This window comes from Rheinheimera sp., from assembly GCF_965283995.1.
Lineage (GTDB): Bacteria > Pseudomonadota > Gammaproteobacteria > Enterobacterales > Alteromonadaceae > Pararheinheimera.
This window is the reverse complement of sequence record NZ_CBDIQG010000001.1, coordinates 4,466,440-4,482,523: the sequence shown is the minus strand read 5'-3', so window position 1 is coordinate 4,482,523 and position 16,084 is coordinate 4,466,440. Positions and strand designations below refer to the sequence as shown.

General features: G+C 50.2%; 15 protein-coding genes. 3 read left to right on the top strand and 12 right to left on the bottom strand.

All coding sequences use genetic code 11. From position 1 onward, the window contains the following. Positions 1-255 precede the first annotated feature (255 nt). Both ACQ66Q_RS19680 and suhB read left to right on the top strand, forming a co-directional pair. Entirely contained in the window at positions 256-1,983 is a 1,728-nt protein-coding gene (locus ACQ66Q_RS19680) for a potassium/proton antiporter (protein WP_430458344.1), read from the top strand. 147 nt (positions 1,984-2,130) lie between these two features. Beyond that, positions 2,131-2,934: an inositol-1-monophosphatase gene (gene suhB, locus ACQ66Q_RS19675; RefSeq protein ID WP_208933297.1), complete on the top strand. Its 804-nt coding sequence runs from the start codon at positions 2,131-2,133 to the stop codon at positions 2,932-2,934. A gap of 193 nt (positions 2,935-3,127) precedes the next feature. Here suhB and ACQ66Q_RS19670 read toward each other — a convergent pair whose 3' ends face one another. The 6 genes from ACQ66Q_RS19670 to queA form a co-directional block, all read right to left on the bottom strand. Continuing rightward, positions 3,128-3,496, bottom strand: a complete 369-nt coding sequence (locus ACQ66Q_RS19670) for a rhodanese-like domain-containing protein (RefSeq protein ID WP_430458343.1) — start codon at positions 3,494-3,496, stop codon at positions 3,128-3,130. Positions 3,497-3,607: 111 nt separating this feature from the next. Next, positions 3,608-4,549, bottom strand: coding sequence for a protein translocase subunit SecF (secF, locus tag ACQ66Q_RS19665; RefSeq protein ID WP_430458342.1), 942 nt, complete (start codon positions 4,547-4,549; stop codon positions 3,608-3,610). A gap of 10 nt (positions 4,550-4,559) precedes the next feature. Then, the gene (gene secD, locus ACQ66Q_RS19660; RefSeq protein WP_430458341.1) at positions 4,560-6,410 is read right to left on the bottom strand and encodes a protein translocase subunit SecD; all 1,851 of its coding nucleotides are present in this window, start codon (positions 6,408-6,410) and stop codon (positions 4,560-4,562) included. Between the two features lie 25 nt (positions 6,411-6,435). Continuing rightward, positions 6,436-6,774 carry a preprotein translocase subunit YajC gene (yajC, locus tag ACQ66Q_RS19655; RefSeq protein WP_430458340.1) on the bottom strand — a complete coding sequence of 113 codons (339 nt, stop codon included), beginning with the start codon at positions 6,772-6,774 and terminating at the stop codon, positions 6,436-6,438. Between the two features lie 38 nt (positions 6,775-6,812). Continuing rightward, positions 6,813-7,976, bottom strand: a complete 1,164-nt coding sequence (gene tgt, locus ACQ66Q_RS19650) for a tRNA guanosine(34) transglycosylase Tgt (protein ID WP_430458339.1) — start codon at positions 7,974-7,976, stop codon at positions 6,813-6,815. Positions 7,977-8,077: 101 nt separating this feature from the next. Beyond that, positions 8,078-9,112, bottom strand: a complete 1,035-nt coding sequence (gene queA / locus ACQ66Q_RS19645; RefSeq protein WP_430458338.1) for a tRNA preQ1(34) S-adenosylmethionine ribosyltransferase-isomerase QueA — start codon at positions 9,110-9,112, stop codon at positions 8,078-8,080. Between the two features lie 197 nt (positions 9,113-9,309). Here queA and ACQ66Q_RS19640 point away from each other — a divergent pair, with 197 nt between their 5' ends. After that, the gene (locus ACQ66Q_RS19640) at positions 9,310-9,534 is read left to right on the top strand and encodes a hypothetical protein (protein WP_430458337.1); all 225 of its coding nucleotides are present in this window, start codon (positions 9,310-9,312) and stop codon (positions 9,532-9,534) included. A gap of 18 nt (positions 9,535-9,552) precedes the next feature. Here ACQ66Q_RS19640 and ACQ66Q_RS19635 read toward each other — a convergent pair whose 3' ends face one another. From ACQ66Q_RS19635 to pstA, 6 genes are all read right to left on the bottom strand, one after another. Further along, complete coding sequence (locus ACQ66Q_RS19635) at positions 9,553-10,464, bottom strand: LysR substrate-binding domain-containing protein (RefSeq protein ID WP_430458336.1); 912 nt, start codon at positions 10,462-10,464, stop codon at positions 9,553-9,555. A 190-nt stretch (positions 10,465-10,654) separates the two neighbouring features. After that, positions 10,655-11,926, bottom strand: a complete 1,272-nt coding sequence (locus ACQ66Q_RS19630) for an inorganic phosphate transporter (protein ID WP_377240861.1) — start codon at positions 11,924-11,926, stop codon at positions 10,655-10,657. Positions 11,927-11,945: 19 nt separating this feature from the next. Beyond that, the gene (locus ACQ66Q_RS19625) at positions 11,946-12,620 is read right to left on the bottom strand and encodes a TIGR00153 family protein (protein ID WP_430458335.1); all 675 of its coding nucleotides are present in this window, start codon (positions 12,618-12,620) and stop codon (positions 11,946-11,948) included. Between the two features lie 152 nt (positions 12,621-12,772). Next, positions 12,773-13,483 (bottom strand): phosphate signaling complex protein PhoU, encoded by a 711-nt coding sequence (gene phoU, locus ACQ66Q_RS19620; protein WP_208933287.1) that lies wholly within the window; start codon positions 13,481-13,483, stop codon positions 12,773-12,775. A gap of 26 nt (positions 13,484-13,509) precedes the next feature. After that, positions 13,510-14,316, bottom strand: a complete 807-nt coding sequence (gene pstB / locus ACQ66Q_RS19615) for a phosphate ABC transporter ATP-binding protein PstB (protein ID WP_430458334.1) — start codon at positions 14,314-14,316, stop codon at positions 13,510-13,512. A gap of 96 nt (positions 14,317-14,412) precedes the next feature. Beyond that, positions 14,413-16,074: a phosphate ABC transporter permease PstA gene (gene pstA, locus ACQ66Q_RS19610; protein WP_430458333.1), complete on the bottom strand. Its 1,662-nt coding sequence runs from the start codon at positions 16,072-16,074 to the stop codon at positions 14,413-14,415. Positions 16,075-16,084 lie beyond the last annotated feature (10 nt).

The window sequence follows — 16,084 nt, the reverse complement described above, 5'->3', positions numbered from 1 at the left end:
AAATGTCTCAGCATGATTTATAGATGAAAAAAGCTTTATAAGCATTTTAACCATCTAAGGTAACAGGAATACACAGCCACAACCAATAAAAGCAGTCTATAAGCAAAGTTATAATTTAAATTAGAAAACATAACCAACTGTATTTATTATGCTTTTATACATTATTGTCATAATTAATGAATTATTTATTGAAATGACAACCTAATGCCTGCATTTTAGTGTTATCTGCGCACGTTCTATGTCAGGAGGCCCGCTATGGACGCGACAACCATCAATCATTTATTCCTGTTGGGAGCCGTATTGGTCGCGGCCGCCATCATGATGAGTTCGGTCGCGAGTAAAATTGGCGTGCCTATTCTGGTTATTTTCCTCGGTGTTGGTATGTTTGCCGGCATCGATGGTCCCGGCGGTATCGCTTTTGATGATTATTCGATGGCCTATCTGGTCGGCAACCTGGCGCTTGCGGTGATCTTGCTGGACGGCGGTATGCGCACCAACGTCAAAAGCTTTCGCGTCGCTTTAGGACCGTCGTTGTCGCTGGCGACAATCGGTGTGATGATTACGGCCGGCCTCACCGGTGTTGCCGCCGCCTGGCTATTTGACCTTACAGTACTCGAGGGCTTGCTGATTGGCGCCATTGTCGGCTCAACCGACGCCGCGGTTGTGTTTAACTTATTGAATGGCAAAGGTCTGAACGAACGGGTTGGCGCCACACTGGAAATCGAATCAGGCAGCAACGATCCGATGGCGATGTTTCTGACTGTTACCTTGATTTCCATTATCGCCAGCGGCCAAACCAGCCTTGACTGGTCCGTGCTGACCAGTCTGGTTCGGCAATTTGGTGTAGGGATTTTGCTTGGCCTGGCCGGTGGTTGGGTGCTGTTGAAACTCATCAATAGAATTCAGATTGCCGATGGCCTTTATCCGTTGCTTGCAGTCAGCGGTGGTTTATTCCTCTATGCCGTGTCCGGTTCTGTCGGTGGCAGCGGTATTCTCAGTGTTTATGTCTGTGGTCTGGTGCTGGGGAATCAGCCGATCCGGAACCGGCATGGCATAGTCCATATGTTTGACGGCCTGGCCTGGCTCAGTCAAATCGGTATGTTCCTGGTATTAGGCCTGTTACTGACCCCCAGCCAGTTGCTGCCGATTGCGGTGCCGGCGCTGCTACTGTCGTTGTGGATGATTTTGTTTGCACGGCCCCTGTCAGTATTTATTGGCTTGCTGCCGTTTAAAAGCTTCACACTGCGGGAGCGCACTTTTATCTCCTGGGTCGGCCTGCGTGGTGCTGTACCGGTCATTCTTGCCGTATTCCCGCTGATGGCGGGCCTGCCAAACGCCCAGCTATTTTTTAACGTGGCGTTTTTTATCGTGCTGGTGTCGTTACTCCTGCAAGGCACCACGCTGGGCTTTTTTGCGAAAAAAGCCCATGTGGTGGTGCCGCCAATGCCATCGCCCATTTCACGCGCCGGTATCGAAGTGCAGCTGGCCAGCCAGTGGGAAATGTTTGTTTATAAACTGAACCCGGATAAGTGGTGTATAGGCAGCGAACTGAAACAGCTAAACATGCCGGACCATACGCGGATTGTGGCACTGTTTCGTGACAATCAGCTGTTGCACCCCTCTGGCAGTAGCAAGCTGATGGCCGGCGATGTTCTGTGTATCATCGGGCATGATGCCGATTTACCTGTACTGGGCCGCATGTTCAGTGAAACGCCGCAACGTAACTTTGATTTTGAGTTCTTTGGCGATTTTATGTTGGACGGCGCTGCCCGACTGGATGATTTGGCCATGTTCTATTCGCTGGATTTAGCCGACTGCGGTGACGCTTTGACCCTGGCAGATTTTATTGCGAAAAAACTCGGTGGGAAACCGGTCGTCGGCGACACCTTGCAATGGTCCGGCATGGGCTGGACCGTGGCCGAGCTGGACGGTGAGCAGATCCGCCGCGTGGGTGTAAAGGCACAGGGCGAAGCGGAAGACTGACCAAAGCGATGAGCGCAGGGCCTGAGCCGCATCAGGCCATGTTCTGCAGACCGCTATGCAGCCGAAAATCACTTTACTTTTACCACCTAACGGCTACAATACGCGCCGCTCTTTTGACTGTTCTTTATACAATAAGGTATTCACTCTATGCATCCGATGTTAAACATCGCTGTTCGTGCTGCGCGTGGCGCAGGCAATATCATCGCCCGGGCCTGTGGTCAACTCGACATGGTTCAGACCAGCCAAAAAGGCACCAACGACTTTGTCACCAACGTCGACAAAGAAGCAGAACAGGCAATAGTGCAAATCCTGCGTAAATCCTACCCAACCCACGATATCGTTGGCGAAGAAGGTGGCGATTACGGCAGTTTTAACAGTGAATACCAATGGATCATCGACCCGCTCGATGGTACCGCCAACTTTATCAAAGGCATCCCCCACTTCGCCGTTTCTATCGCGCTGCGCCACAATGGCAAGCTCGATCAGGCCGTCATTTATGATCCGCTGCGTGGTGAAGTGTTCACCGCCAGCCGTGGTGGTGGCGCGCAATTAAACGGTCGCCGTATTCGCGTGACCAACGCCACTGACTTAACCGGCACTATTCTGGCAACAGGATTCCCGTTTAAGCAAAAGCATCATCTGGATGCTTATACCGAAACTTTCAAAACTTTCTTCACAACAGCTGCTGATGTCCGTCGTTCAGGCTCGGCTGCGCTGGACCTGGCTTATGTTGCCGCAGGCCGCTTAGACGGTTTCTGGGAAATTGGCTTAAAGCCATGGGATATCGCTGCAGGTGAACTGATTGTGCGTGAAGCCGGCGGCCTGGTCAGTGATTTTGTAGGCGGCAATAACCAGCTGAAAAGCGGTAACGTTGTTGCCGGCAATCCAAAAGTGCTGGCAGCAATGTTAAAAGGCATGCGTCCGCACCTGACTGAATCGCTGATGCGCTAAGCAGCAGAGACAAAAACGCCGGCGATTGCCGGCGTTTTTATGTACAGGATGTACGGTACGGTGAATAAGGACATTCGTAACGCCAATCAGTTGGCCTTACGCCTGATGAACGCCATGAGCTCCGCGAATGGCCGGCACAAATGCAGGCACTTGGTGCCCAGAGCTTTGTGGCGATTTTCAGCTGATAGGCAGCTCAATCATGCGCTACCGGCAAACCGGCATTGACCCAGGCGGTGTAACCACCGGCCAGACTCAGCACATCGCTGTAACCCATTTGCTGTAATGCATCGGCCGCCAAGGCTGAACGAAAACCACCCCCACAATACAAAATTAAAGTCTGTTGCTTGTCCTGAACTTTAGTCTCGATGTCGCGTTCAATCACACCTTTGCCAATATGCATCGCTTGTGGCAAATGGCCTTTTTGCCACTCCAGATCTTCCCGCACATCAATCAGCACACAAGGCGCCTGATGCGTATTGTATTGCTCAATAGAGATCTCACGCACCCGGCTTTTCGCTGCGTCGACCATCGCCAGAAAACCGGCATTATGTTGTTTGCTCATCTGCAACTCCTTCCACAAAAACCTGTGCAGCCACTACGCGACTGCCGGTAAGCCTCGGTATCTTATGCTTCAATCAAAAAAAAGCCAGTCACGAGACTGGCTTTCAGCGAGTTAGATGGACGGTGTATCCGCCCCTTCTTTCTCAATCACAGTGGGCATCAAATCTTCACGGCTTGCGCCAAGAATGACAGCTAATGCCGATGCGATGAAGATTGAAGAATAGGTACCAATCGCGATACCAAACAACAGCGCCGTGGCAAACCCGTGGATCATAGCGCCGCCCATAAAGAACAGGACTATCAAAGTTAATGCCGTAGTAAAAGACGTCATCGTGGTTCGGCTCAGCGTTGTCGTAATCGCTTCATTCACTGACTCATCGGTGGTCAGATCACGCATTTTGCGGAAAGTCTCGCGGATCCGGTCGAACACAACAATAGTGTCGTTGATGGAATAACCAATCAGCGCCAGAATTGCGGCCAGTACCGTCAGGTCAAATTCCATGCCTGTTACCGAGAACAAGCCCAGCGTGATAATCACGTCATGTAACAGAGATGCCACAGCACCGACCGAGAAGCGCCATTCAAACCGGGCAGCAACGTAAATTAAAATCCCTACCAATGCCGCAAGCACAGCCAGAAAACCATCTTCTTTAAGCTCATCACCAACCGCAGAACCCACTACGTCAACTTTGTTCACTGTGACCGGAGTCGCTGCGACAGTGTTGATGACGGTAAGGATTTGCTCACCGATGGCTTTTTGCTGTACCCCTTCACGTGGTGCGATCCGGATCATCACGTCCTGACTGCTACCGAAGTACTGCACCTGCGCATCAGCAAAACCAGCTGCAGCCAGCGCATCACGCACTTTGTCTAACTCAGCCTGTTGTTCAAATTGCACTTCAATGACGGTACCGCCGGTAAAATCCAAGCCCAGATTCAAGCCTTTGGTAAATAGACTGACTAATGAACCCAGCACCAAAAAGGTGGAGAAAATCAACGCCGGCCATTTGAACTTCATAAAGTTCAGCGCGTTTTTATAGATAAATAGACGCATCTTGCGCTCCTTAAACCGGCAGGTCAGCGCCGCGGCGCTGGCCCCAGACGGCATTGACGATCAAACGCGTGATCACAACCGCTGTGAAAATAGACGTCAGAATACCGAGCGCTAATGTCACCGCAAAACCTTTGACCGGACCTGTACCGACACCAAACAGAATCAACGCGACCAATAAGGTGGTGATATTCGAGTCAGCGATAGTAGCAAAAGCACGGTCATAGCCTTCATGGATCGCCTGCATCGCAGAACGACCATTCGCCAATTCTTCACGGATCCGCTCGTTAATCAATACGTTAGCGTCCACCGCCATACCGACAGTCAGCAAGATACCGGCCATACCAGGTAACGTCAGGGTCGCACCGGGGATCATCGCAATCATACCGACCAGCAACACCAGGTTACAGGCCAGCGCAATATTTGCGACCACACCAAACCACTTGTAATAGAACACCATAAAACCAACCACAGCCAGCATGCCCCAAAGAATGGCGTTCATACCCAGGTCGATATTTTCTTGACCCAAACTAGGGCCAATGGTCCGTTCTTCCACGATTTGGATCGGCGCAATCAGGGCACCGGCGCGTAACAACACTGCCAGATTCTGGGCTTCACCTGGCGCATCGAGGCCAGTGATGCGGAAGCTGCGGCCTAAACGAGCCTGAATAGTGGCGACAGACACCACTTCTTCTTTTTTCTCCAGAATCGTTTTGCCATCAGCGTCTTTTTTACCGGTTGGCTTGTATTCGATAAATACAGTGGCCATCGCTTTACCGATGGCGTCTTTCGTCGCCAGCGAGAAGCTATTGCCGCCTTTGGCGTCCAGATCAATATTGACCTGAGGCCGGCTGTATTCGTCAAAACCAGCATTGGCACCAACGATGTGGTTACCCGTCAGCATGATACGTTTTTGCAGCACGACCGGCGCACCACTGCGGTCATAAAAAAGCTGTGAAGCTGGCGGAACGCGGCCTGCCGCAGCACTGGCAACATCGGCAGATTCGTCAACTAAACGGAATTCCAGAGTCGCTGTGGCGCCGAGAATTTCTTTTGCGCGAGCGGTGTCTTGTACGCCAGGTAATTGCACCACAATCCGTTCAGCGCCCTGACGCTGTACCAAAGGTTCAGCCACGCCAATGGCGTTAACGCGGTTACGGATAATGGTAATGTTCTGAGCGACAGCGTCTTCACGCAGCGCTTTAACTTTAGCTTCGCTGAAACTAACCAATAAAGTATTGTCAGCACCTTCGGTGTACACCATATCGCGGTCTTTTTCTGACAAGACTTTCTGCGCTGCGGTGACATCTTCTGCACTGCGGAACGTTAACACCACCTGCTGTTTTGGCAGATCGGCAGTGACAGAGCGGTAGCGCACTTTGGCTTCACGCAAATCGGTGCGGTAGTTCTGCACCAGGTCGTTGACGTTTTTATCCATCGCGGTTTTCATGTCAATTTCCATCAGGAAATGCACACCACCACGTAAATCCAGACCCAGCTTCATCGGCGCAGCGCCAATGCTGTCCATCCAGGCCGGCGTCGCCGGTGCCAGATTCAGCGCCGTGACGTATTTGTCACCAAGCAATTGCTCAATGACTTCACGCGCTTTTAACTGGTCTTCGGTACTCAGAAAACGCGCCAGCACCTGACCGTCTTCTAGCACCACGCTTTTGCTGTTGATTTGTTTGGCAGTCAGTTCAGTGCTAATTTTGTCGACCACCTCGGCACTGACTTCAGCACCGCGGGTCGCATTAATTTGCAGCGACGGATCGCTTGGGTAGATGTTCGGCAAGGCGTAGATAAAACTAACCGCCATCACCACAACTACCAGCAAATAACGCCAGATTGAGTTTTGATTTAACACATTAAATTCCTTTCAGCCGTCCGCTTTACAGCGATTTCATCGTGCCTTTCGGCAACACAGCGCTGATCGAGCCTTTTTGCACTGTCACTTCAGTGGTGTCGTTCAGCGCAATCACGACAAAATCTTTGTCGTCAGCGATTTTGGCAATACGACCAACCAGACCGCCCTGCGTCAGCACTTCATCACCTTTTGCCAAAGACGACATCAGGTTTTTGTGCTCTTTCATCCGTTTACTTTGTGGACGGAAAATCATGAAGTAGAAAATCAGACCAAAAGCGGCCAGCATGATCACCAGATCAAGGCCACCACCTGGTTGGCCAGCAGGTGCAGTTTGTGCATGTGCATCAGAAATAAAAAAACTCATTGGTATCCCCTTAAATTTTAAAGATTAATTTCAAATTGTTATTCAGCAGACGCAGTCTCTGAGCTGTGCTCCAACACCGGCACTGGTGCATCAAGCGCCGGTACAGTCAAACCACGACGGGCATAAAAGTCAGTGATAAAGTCCTGCAGTGTGCCTTGTTCAATCGCATTGCGTAAGCCCTGCATTAATTTCTGATAATGGTGCAGGTTATGGATAGTATTCAGCCGGGCACCCAGGATCTCATTACAACGATCGAGATGATGGAGATATGCGCGCGAATAGTTTTTACAAGTGTAACAGTCACAATTTTCATCCAAAGGCGCGATATCGTCTTTGTATTTGGCATTACGGATCTTGATCACACCACTTGTCACGAATAAATGGCCGTTGCGGGCATTCCGGGTTGGCATCACACAATCGAACATATCAATGCCACGACGCACGCCTTCCACCAGATCTTCCGGTTTACCCACGCCCATCAGATAACGCGGTTTGTGCACCGGCATTTTGTCAGTGGTGTGATTGAGGATTTTGATCATTTCATGTTTCGGTTCACCAACCGATAAACCACCGATGGCGTAACCGTCAAAACCGATGTCTTCCAGTCCATTCAGCGACACATCGCGCAAGTTCGGATACATGCCGCCCTGAATAATGCCAAACAGTGCGGAAGGATTATCGCCATGTGCGTCTTTACTGCGTTTGGCCCAGCGCAATGACATTTCCATTGATTTTTTTGCTTGCTGCTCAGTGGCAGGATATGGCGTACATTCGTCGAAAATCATCACGATATCCGAGCCTAAATCGCGCTGGACTTCCATCGAACGCTCTGGCGTCAGCTGGATTTTTTCACCGTTCAGCGGGGAGCGGAACGTGACGCCTTCTTCTTTGATTTTACGCAGTTCGCCGAGGCTAAACACCTGAAAACCGCCGGAGTCGGTCAGGATGGGTTTGTCCCAGTGCATAAAGTCGTGTAAATCACCGTGTTTACGGATGATTTCAGTGCCAGGGCGCAGCATCAGGTGAAAGGTATTGCCCAGGCAGATTTGGGCGCCGGTCGCAGCCAGTTCTTCCGGCGTCATGCCTTTCACTGTGCCGTAAGTACCTACTGGCATAAACGCCGGGGTATCGACCACACCGCGGGCAAATGTCATACGTCCCCGCCGGGCTTTGCCGTCGGTCTTCATTAACTCAAATTTCATTGTGACCTCATTGACCGGAAAAACAGTCCAGCCTTTTAAAAAAACGCCCGATTGTAGCAGAAAGCCAGGCGGATGTTGACAATCCGACCTAGCCTCGACGCTTAAAGGATCAGCATCGCATCGCCATAGGAATAAAACCGATATTGCTGCTCAATCGCTTGCTGATAGGCATGCATGATGATGTCCCTGCTGCATAGCGCCGACACCAGCATAATCAGCGTCGATTCCGGTAAATGGAAATTCGTGATCAGGCCATCGATAACGGCAAACTGATAGCCCGGATAGATAAAAATCTGCGTATCACCATAATAAGGCTGCAACGGCTGACCGGCGGCTTTCGCGAACTGCGCAGCTGATTCCAGTGACCGCACCGACGTCGTCCCAACTGCAATCACCCGGTTGCCACGTGCTTTACAGGCTTCGACGGCAGCAACCACTTCCGGTGGCACTTCGATATATTCGGCGTGCATCTGATGCTCGAGAATATTGTCGACCCGCACCGGCTGAAAGGTACCGGCACCGACATGTAAAGTGACAAAGGCAAATTCCACACCTTTGGCTTTAAGTGCAGCCAACAGCGGTTCATCAAAGTGCAGACCGGCTGTTGGTGCCGCCACAGCGCCGGGTTTAGCGTTATAGACAGTCTGATAGCGTTCGCGGTCGCTGGCCGCATCCGGTCTGTCGATATAAGGGGGGAGTGGCATATGACCCAGTCGTTCCAGCATCGCCAGCACTGGTTCGTCGGATAACAGCGTCAGTTCAAATAACTCACCGTGACGGCTGGTCATCTCGACTTCGGCATCCTGCTCCAGAATGAGGCGATTACCGGGTTTAGGCGCTTTGCTGGCGCGGATATGCGCCAGAAACCTTTTGTCGTCGAGCAGGCGCTCGACCAGTACTTCAACTTTGCCGCCAGACGCTTTCTGGCCAAATAACCGCGCTGGGATCACGCGGGTATTGTTAAATACCAGCAGATCTCCTGGATTAACTGCATCCAGTACCGCTTTAAAGTGGGTATGTTCAATGTCACCAGTCTGGCGTTGTAGTTTTAACAACCGGCTGGCAGAACGTTCTGGCTGGGGAAAACGGGCAATCAGCTGCTCGGGCAGCTCAAAAGAAAAATCAGTTTTTTGCATCACAGGTCCGCTTTACTGACAAACACTGAAGGGGGCCATAGTCTAATGATTCACGCTGATTTTCTCAATGATCCTGCGGCTTTTGGCTTACAGAAATAAAGTTCAGAATCGCCATGGCTTCTTTGCCGACTGCTCTATAATCGAATTAAGCGCAGGACGCGCTGCAACATTCGTATTTGTAGATACAGGGAGTCACTATGGATATCTGGTTTAGTCTGATTTTGTTGGCTGCGAGTCAAATCATCTTATGCTGGTACAGTTACCAGCTTGCCATTGAAAAAGGCTACCCTGCCCTGCTGTTCGCCGGTGCGGGTCTTCTACCACTGCTCAATCTGATTGCACTGATGCTGTTACTATTATTACCAGACCGTCGATTGGCCGAGCATCAACTGTATTTCAGTAAATTCCGCCAACGCCCCTAATAGCCTTAGTGCACCGGTTTAACCGGTGCACTTCTGTTGCAACACTTCAGAGATCAGTGTTGCCATCAGGCGATAGTTGCGTGACTTGCTTGAGGTGGGTCGCCAGGCTACACCGATATCACGCGCGGCGCCGCTGCTGGCCGGCGCCTGACTGATAAGTTCCGTCCCCTGCAACAACCCGCTGTTGATCGCCATCTGCGGCATAAAAGTGACACCGAGTTTGTTATTCACCATTTGCGTCAACGTATGCAGGCTAGTGGCAAAAAACGGGTTCACTTTGCGCGAATCTTCCAGCTCACAAGCCTTCACCGCATGGCCGGTCAGACAATGTTCCCGCTCCAGTAAAAAGATACTTTCATCCGGCCACTGCGAGATATCCTGACTGAAACCGCGGTCCTGCCAGTCTTTGTGTAATACCAGTTTAAAGCCGTCTTGTGCCAGTACTTCCGTATGTAAAGCGCCGGTTTCATAAGGCAGCGCCAGTAATACCATGTCCAACCGGCCTTCAGTCAGCGCCCGTAATGAGTTTTCCGAGGTGTCTTCGCGCAGTAATAATTGCAATTCCGGAAAACGTTGACGACACAGCGCCATCACTTCGCTCAGCACAAAAGGCGCAATAGTCGGAATACAGCCGAGACGAAACTGTCCAGTCATCGGCTTTCCCTGATTCCGGGCAAAATCGGCCAATTCCTCGCATTGTTCAATGATATACCTGGCCTGACGCACCACATCTTCACCTAACGAGGTAAAAATAAAGGTCTTGTGATCACGTTCCAGCAACTGGGCGTCGATGGTTTCTTCCAGATTGGCAATGGCGGCGCTTAATGTCGACTGTCCGATGTAGCAGGCATCGGCTGCACGGCCAAAATGCTGATGTTCGTGCAGAGCAAGCAAGTATTGCAGTTGTTTCACACTGGGCAGTCGTTTCATCGTAAATTCCGTTATAAATTTTGATTTACCCGCAAGGATAGCGATGAAGATGCTAGTGCACTGAGCTCCCCTCTGCAACCCAAATACGTTAGGTTTTTCAAAGGATGAGGGCCATCGACTGCTCGACCCGACGAGGAGATGTCCAGCAAAAAAAAACCGCCCGAAGGCGGTTTTTTTTAAATCAACGCGCTTATAACGCTTCCATAACAGTCTTGATCACATAGAAGAATATGATCGACAGAAATGCGCCGATTGGCAATGTCACAACCCAGGACACGAAAATATTCCGGATGACACCTAAGTTCAGTGCGGCAATACCACGGGCCATCCCGACACCAAGTACCGCACCGACCAGAGTTTGTGTCGTGGAAATAGGCAAGCCCATACCCGAGGCTACAACAACAGTCGTTGCTGCGGCAATTTCAGCCGCGAAACCACGACTTGGTGTCAGATGGGTAATATTTTCGCCGATGGTTTGAATGACTTTTGCACCCAGAGTTGCCAAACCGACGACGATACCGATAGCACCAAGAGGCAGGATCCACCAATCCAACGACACTTTATCTAAGATCTGACCACCAGATTGGATGATGCCAACAACTGCAGCCAAAGGCCCGATTGCATTGGCTACATCGTTAGAACCGTGTGCAAATGCCATACAGCAAGCAGTGAAAATCATCAGGATACCGAAAATTTTCTCCACGTTGGTAAAGTGCATTTCCTTATCTGCATCCGGATCAATTTTCAAACGGCTGATTGCAAAAGCACCAATCAACGCAACAACCAGAGCGATGGCAAAACACAACAAGATGCCTTCGTTGGTAGATAAATCCAGGCCAACGTGTTTTAAGCCTTTGGTTACCGTGACATAAGACATAATGTAGGCGGCAAAAAACATATAGTAAGGCACAAACTTCTTCGCTGCTTTGAGCGGACTGTCTGTGTTAAAAATGAAATGCTGCGCACTCATAAAGATCAAGAATGCAAGCACCCCGGATAGCAAAGGCGTCACCACCCAACTACCGACGATCCCGCTGACAGAATCCCAGTGCACGTAGTCCATGCCAACGCCAACGGAAGCAAAACCGATGATAGCACCAACGATCGAATGCGTGGTCGATACCGGCCAGCCATAATGAGACGCAACCAACAACCAAGAACCTGCAGCTAACAAAGAGCCGATCATGCCGTAGACCAACAATTGCGGAACTTCTTTGAAGGCTTCCGCATCGACGATACCACTGCGAATAGTTGAAGTGACTTCGCCACCGGCTAACCAGGCGCCTGACGCTTCAAAAATCGCGGCGATGATCAGTGCTTGTTTTAGAGTTAAGGCTTTTGAACCGACTGAAGTTCCCATTGCATTGGCAACATCATTCGCGCCAACACCATAAGCCATAAAAAAGCCAAATAGTGCGGCAACAATTACCAGCACATGGCCATATTGAGCCAAAATTTCCATGAATTTTTACCTTTAGCGCTTAACGAGCCAACATGATTTCGAGACGTGAGCCTACTTTTAACGCGGTATCAGCTAAATCGCCGACCCACTCTAAAGTGCGGTACAGAAACATCACATCAACAGGGTTCAATGCACTTTCAGATTTGCGTACGAATTTGCGCAAACTGATTTGCATTTCGTCAGTGTCGTGTTCGATTTCGTCGATTTTTGCGATCATTTTGATCACCATATCGACTTCGCGTCCACGGAAACCAGTTTCCAGCAATTCGTCCAGTTCGTTGATCGCTTCGCACGCTAGGGCGACGGCATCGATACAACGTTGCAGGTAAGCATTAAATTCTTGTTGGATAGGTGCCGGGATTTCCAGCTCACGGCCCAATACACGGCCGGTGATATCTTTGGTTTTATTAGCAATTTTATCCTGTTGCGACACCAATTCCAGAATGTCAGTGCGATCAACAGGTAAAAACAAGCCGCGCGGTAAATGCACGCGGATATCGCGTTTCAAAGTGTCAGCTTCTTTTTCAAGGCTAACGATTACTTTTCTTACTTCCGCTGCAGTGTCCCAATCCTTGTTATATACGGCTGCGAAAAACGGCAGTAACTGCTCGCTCGCCGCCAGGACTTTGCGAATATGTTCTTCAATTGGTTTAATTGGAGATTTTGCGAAAACAGCCAAAAATGCACTTGGCATAGCTTTGCCTCTTGGTTTTGTAGTGGACGAAAGTCGGCGCGCATTGTACTGCAACCGTCGCATAATAAAAATGTCATAAAGCCGTAAAAATGCAAAAAGCCAGGCTGATTATAGTCAGCACTGGCTTTTTGGGCGCCTAATTCAGCGATTATTCAGCTACGGGCATTTTGTTCCAAGCTGTCTTCATCACTGTGGCGCACATCGCGGCCTTTAACAAAAGAGATCACGTACTCAGAAATGTTTTTACAGCGATCACCGATGCGTTCCAGTGCACGGGCGGACCACAACACATTCATGATTTTTGGAATTGAACGTGGATCTTCCATCATGTATGTCATCAATTGACGGGTAATAGCTTCATATTCGCGGTCGACTTTTTTGTCTTCTTTGTAGACCGCTAACGCTGCTTCAACATCCATCCGGGCGAATGCGTCCAACACATCGTGCAGCATCTGTGCAACATGGCGGCCCATATTCTCCAGATTGACCAGCAGATCCTGCTGAGCGCTGCTGAACGACTCCAGTGCGACTTTGGCGATCCGCTCGGCTTCGTCACCAATCCGTTCCAGATCCGAAATCGCGCGAATAATCGTCAGGATTAAACGCAAATCACTGGCCGCAGGCTGACGTTTCGCAATAATGCGCGTGCATTCTGCGTCAATTTTGATTTCCCAGTCATTGACCAGCAAATCATTGGCAATCACCTGTTGTGCCAGTTCCGCATTGCTGCCAGCGATTGCATTCAGTGCATCCGACAGCTGCTGCTCGATCAAGCCACCCATCGCCATAATGTGGTTACGGATCTGCTCGATCTCGTCATTAAACTGGCTGGAAATGTGTTTGGTTAAATTCAGTTTGTCCATGTGAAACCTCTGCTTAAGTCTGGTAATTAACCAAAACGGCCAGTGATGTAGTCTTCAGTCTGCTGTTGCGACGGGTTGGTAAACATCTTGTTCGTCGCCGCGTATTCCACCAGATTGCCCATGTACATAAAGGCAGTATAGTCCGATACCCGCGCAGCCTGCTGCATGTTGTGCGTGACAATCACAATGGTGTAGCGTTCTTTCAGCTCGTTAATCAACTCTTCAATCTTCAGCGTCGAAATCGGATCTAATGCAGACGCCGGTTCATCGAGCAATAACACTTCAGGTTCAATCGCGATAGCGCGAGCGATCACCAGACGTTGTTGCTGACCACCAGACAGACCAAAAGCATTGTCGTGTAAGCGGTCTTTCACTTCGTTCCACAATGCTGCGCCTTTGAGCGAGGTTTCTACCACTTCGTCCAGCACACGGCGGTCATTCACGCCTTGCAGGCGCAGGCCATAAGCGACATTTTCGTAAATAGTTTTTGGGAACGGGTTCGGCTTTTGGAACACCATACCGACCTGACGGCGCAGCTCAGCGACGTCGACCGCTTTATCATAGATATTCTGACCGTCGAGCAGGATCTGTCCTTCAATACGACAGATATCAACCAGGTCGTTCATCCGGTTAAAGCAACGCAGTAAGGTGGACTTACCACAGCCTGACGGCCCGATAAATGCCGTCACGCGTTTTTCCGGGATGAGCATGTTAATGGTTTTTAACGCCTGCGATTCAGCGTAGTACAAACGCAGGTCTTTCACTTCCAGCTTGATTTTTTCGTCTGCCAGATTCAGCTCACTGTAGCCGTTCAGAGTTTGTTGTGTGGTCATACGTCAGTTCACTCTTAAAATTCAGTTCAGGTTCTGCGGCGGGATGCCACGCATCCCGCGCCAGGTGCCCAACGGCACCAATTTCCGCTATGGATTCTAGTCAGACTCGCTGCGATATTTTTCCCGCAGTTTATTGCGTAAATGAATCGCCGCCATATTCAGCAGGACGATTAACACCACCAGGACTAATGCTGTGGCATATAACAACGGTCTTGACGCTTCAACGTTCGGGCTTTGGAAACCAACGTCAAACACGTGGAAACCTAAGTGCATAATTTTCTGATCTAAATGAACAAATGGGAAGGTACCGTCCACCGGTAAGGTTGGCGCGAGTTTCACCACGCCGACCAACATTAACGGCGCCACTTCACCGGCGGCCCGGGCGATCGCTAAAATCAGGCCGGTCATCATCGCTGGTGTCGCCAGCGGCACTACGACTTTCCATAATGTTTCAGATTTTGTCGCCCCTAACGCCAAGCTACCCATCCGAATCGTACTTGGGATCCGTGACAAACCTTCTTCTGTCGAAACAATCACCACTGGTAATGTTAACAATGCCAGTGTTAATGAAGCCCAAAACAGACCAGGAGTACCAAAAGTTGGCGCCGGCAGTTTCTCTGGGTAGAACAGCGCATCAATATTGCCGCCCATAATATAAACAAAGAAACCTAAACCAAACACACCATAAACAATCGATGGAACGCCCGCTAAGTTATACACGGAGATGCGGATAATTTTTAGCATGGTGCCTTGCTTGGCATATTCACGCAGGTAAATCGCTGCCAACACCCCAAATGGCGTCACAATGATCGACATCAAGATCACCATGGTCACGGTACCGAAAATGGCTGGGAAAATGCCGCCTTCGGTATTGGCTTCACGCGGATCTTCGCTCAGAAAGTGCCAAATCGCCGCAACATAGTGCACAGACTTATCCAGTACTGACATCCGGTTCGGCATATGCGCGTGGACAATATTAGACAGATTAATTGTCAGCTCTTTTCCTTCAGCCGTAACAACTTTCAGACTGTCACGCTTGGCTTGGGTGTAAAGCGCTTCTAATTCCTGCTGTAACTCGGCATATTGCGCATCCAGTGCCGCCTGGTCTTGCGCGGCTTGCTGCGCATAGCGGCTCAATTCTTCAGCGTTGGCCCCGTTCAGTTCAAGCGTCCGCTTGCCTAAACGCAGCGCTTCTAACGCCTTGTTAATTTTACCGATCTCACCATTTTCAATTTCACTGATGTCGTCGTGTAACGCGTTTGCACGTGCTATTGCTACCTGCAGTGCCGGCCACAATGCTTCACCTTCGGCCATCACTTTGTCTTGTTGCAACAGCTGCAGTGGGAACCCCTGGAAATTACCCCACTCACGCCGTTCAATCACGATGGCGTTGTCTGGTTTTTCCCAGTTTGACAAATCGTAATCCAGGAACCACGCAAAGTCGCGACCATACACGTCACGGTTGGACACCTTTAACAAATGCCGCGCATACGATTCTGCATTGTCTGGCAAGGATACGCCTGAGTCTTTCAGCGTGACCGCACTGACCTGTTCTGTGCGCACGTGTTCAGCCAGCAGCAATTTTTTGCTGCCATCTGCTTGCACCGCCTGCACACGTTGTAAATCAGCAGGCCAAAAGTGACTACCACCTTGCACTGCAATCAATCCAAGAACCCCAATCACCATCACCAAACACAAGGCGATCGCACCGGCGTTTAACCAAATCCACGGAGTACCCGTTTTAAACCAAGCTTTCATGCCGTTCACT

Coding starts and splice junctions, on each gene's coding strand:
- pstA (WP_430458333.1), bottom strand. CDS start 16,074: ATGAAAGCTTGGTTTAAAACGGGTACTCCGTGGATTTGGTTAAACGCC.
- ACQ66Q_RS19670 (WP_430458343.1), bottom strand. CDS start 3,496: ATGAGCAAACAACATAATGCCGGTTTTCTGGCGATGGTCGACGCAGCG.
- ACQ66Q_RS19640 (WP_430458337.1), top strand. CDS start 9,310: ATGGATATCTGGTTTAGTCTGATTTTGTTGGCTGCGAGTCAAATCATC.
- phoU (WP_208933287.1), bottom strand. CDS start 13,483: ATGGACAAACTGAATTTAACCAAACACATTTCCAGCCAGTTTAATGAC.
- queA (WP_430458338.1), bottom strand. CDS start 9,112: ATGCAAAAAACTGATTTTTCTTTTGAGCTGCCCGAGCAGCTGATTGCC.
- ACQ66Q_RS19625 (WP_430458335.1), bottom strand. CDS start 12,620: ATGCCAAGTGCATTTTTGGCTGTTTTCGCAAAATCTCCAATTAAACCA.
- yajC (WP_430458340.1), bottom strand. CDS start 6,774: ATGAGTTTTTTTATTTCTGATGCACATGCACAAACTGCACCTGCTGGC.
- ACQ66Q_RS19680 (WP_430458344.1), top strand. CDS start 256: ATGGACGCGACAACCATCAATCATTTATTCCTGTTGGGAGCCGTATTG.
- secF (WP_430458342.1), bottom strand. CDS start 4,549: ATGCGTCTATTTATCTATAAAAACGCGCTGAACTTTATGAAGTTCAAA.
- ACQ66Q_RS19635 (WP_430458336.1), bottom strand. CDS start 10,464: ATGAAACGACTGCCCAGTGTGAAACAACTGCAATACTTGCTTGCTCTG.
- ACQ66Q_RS19630 (WP_377240861.1), bottom strand. CDS start 11,926: ATGGAAATTTTGGCTCAATATGGCCATGTGCTGGTAATTGTTGCCGCA.
- suhB (WP_208933297.1), top strand. CDS start 2,131: ATGCATCCGATGTTAAACATCGCTGTTCGTGCTGCGCGTGGCGCAGGC.
- tgt (WP_430458339.1), bottom strand. CDS start 7,976: ATGAAATTTGAGTTAATGAAGACCGACGGCAAAGCCCGGCGGGGACGT.
- pstB (WP_430458334.1), bottom strand. CDS start 14,316: ATGACCACACAACAAACTCTGAACGGCTACAGTGAGCTGAATCTGGCA.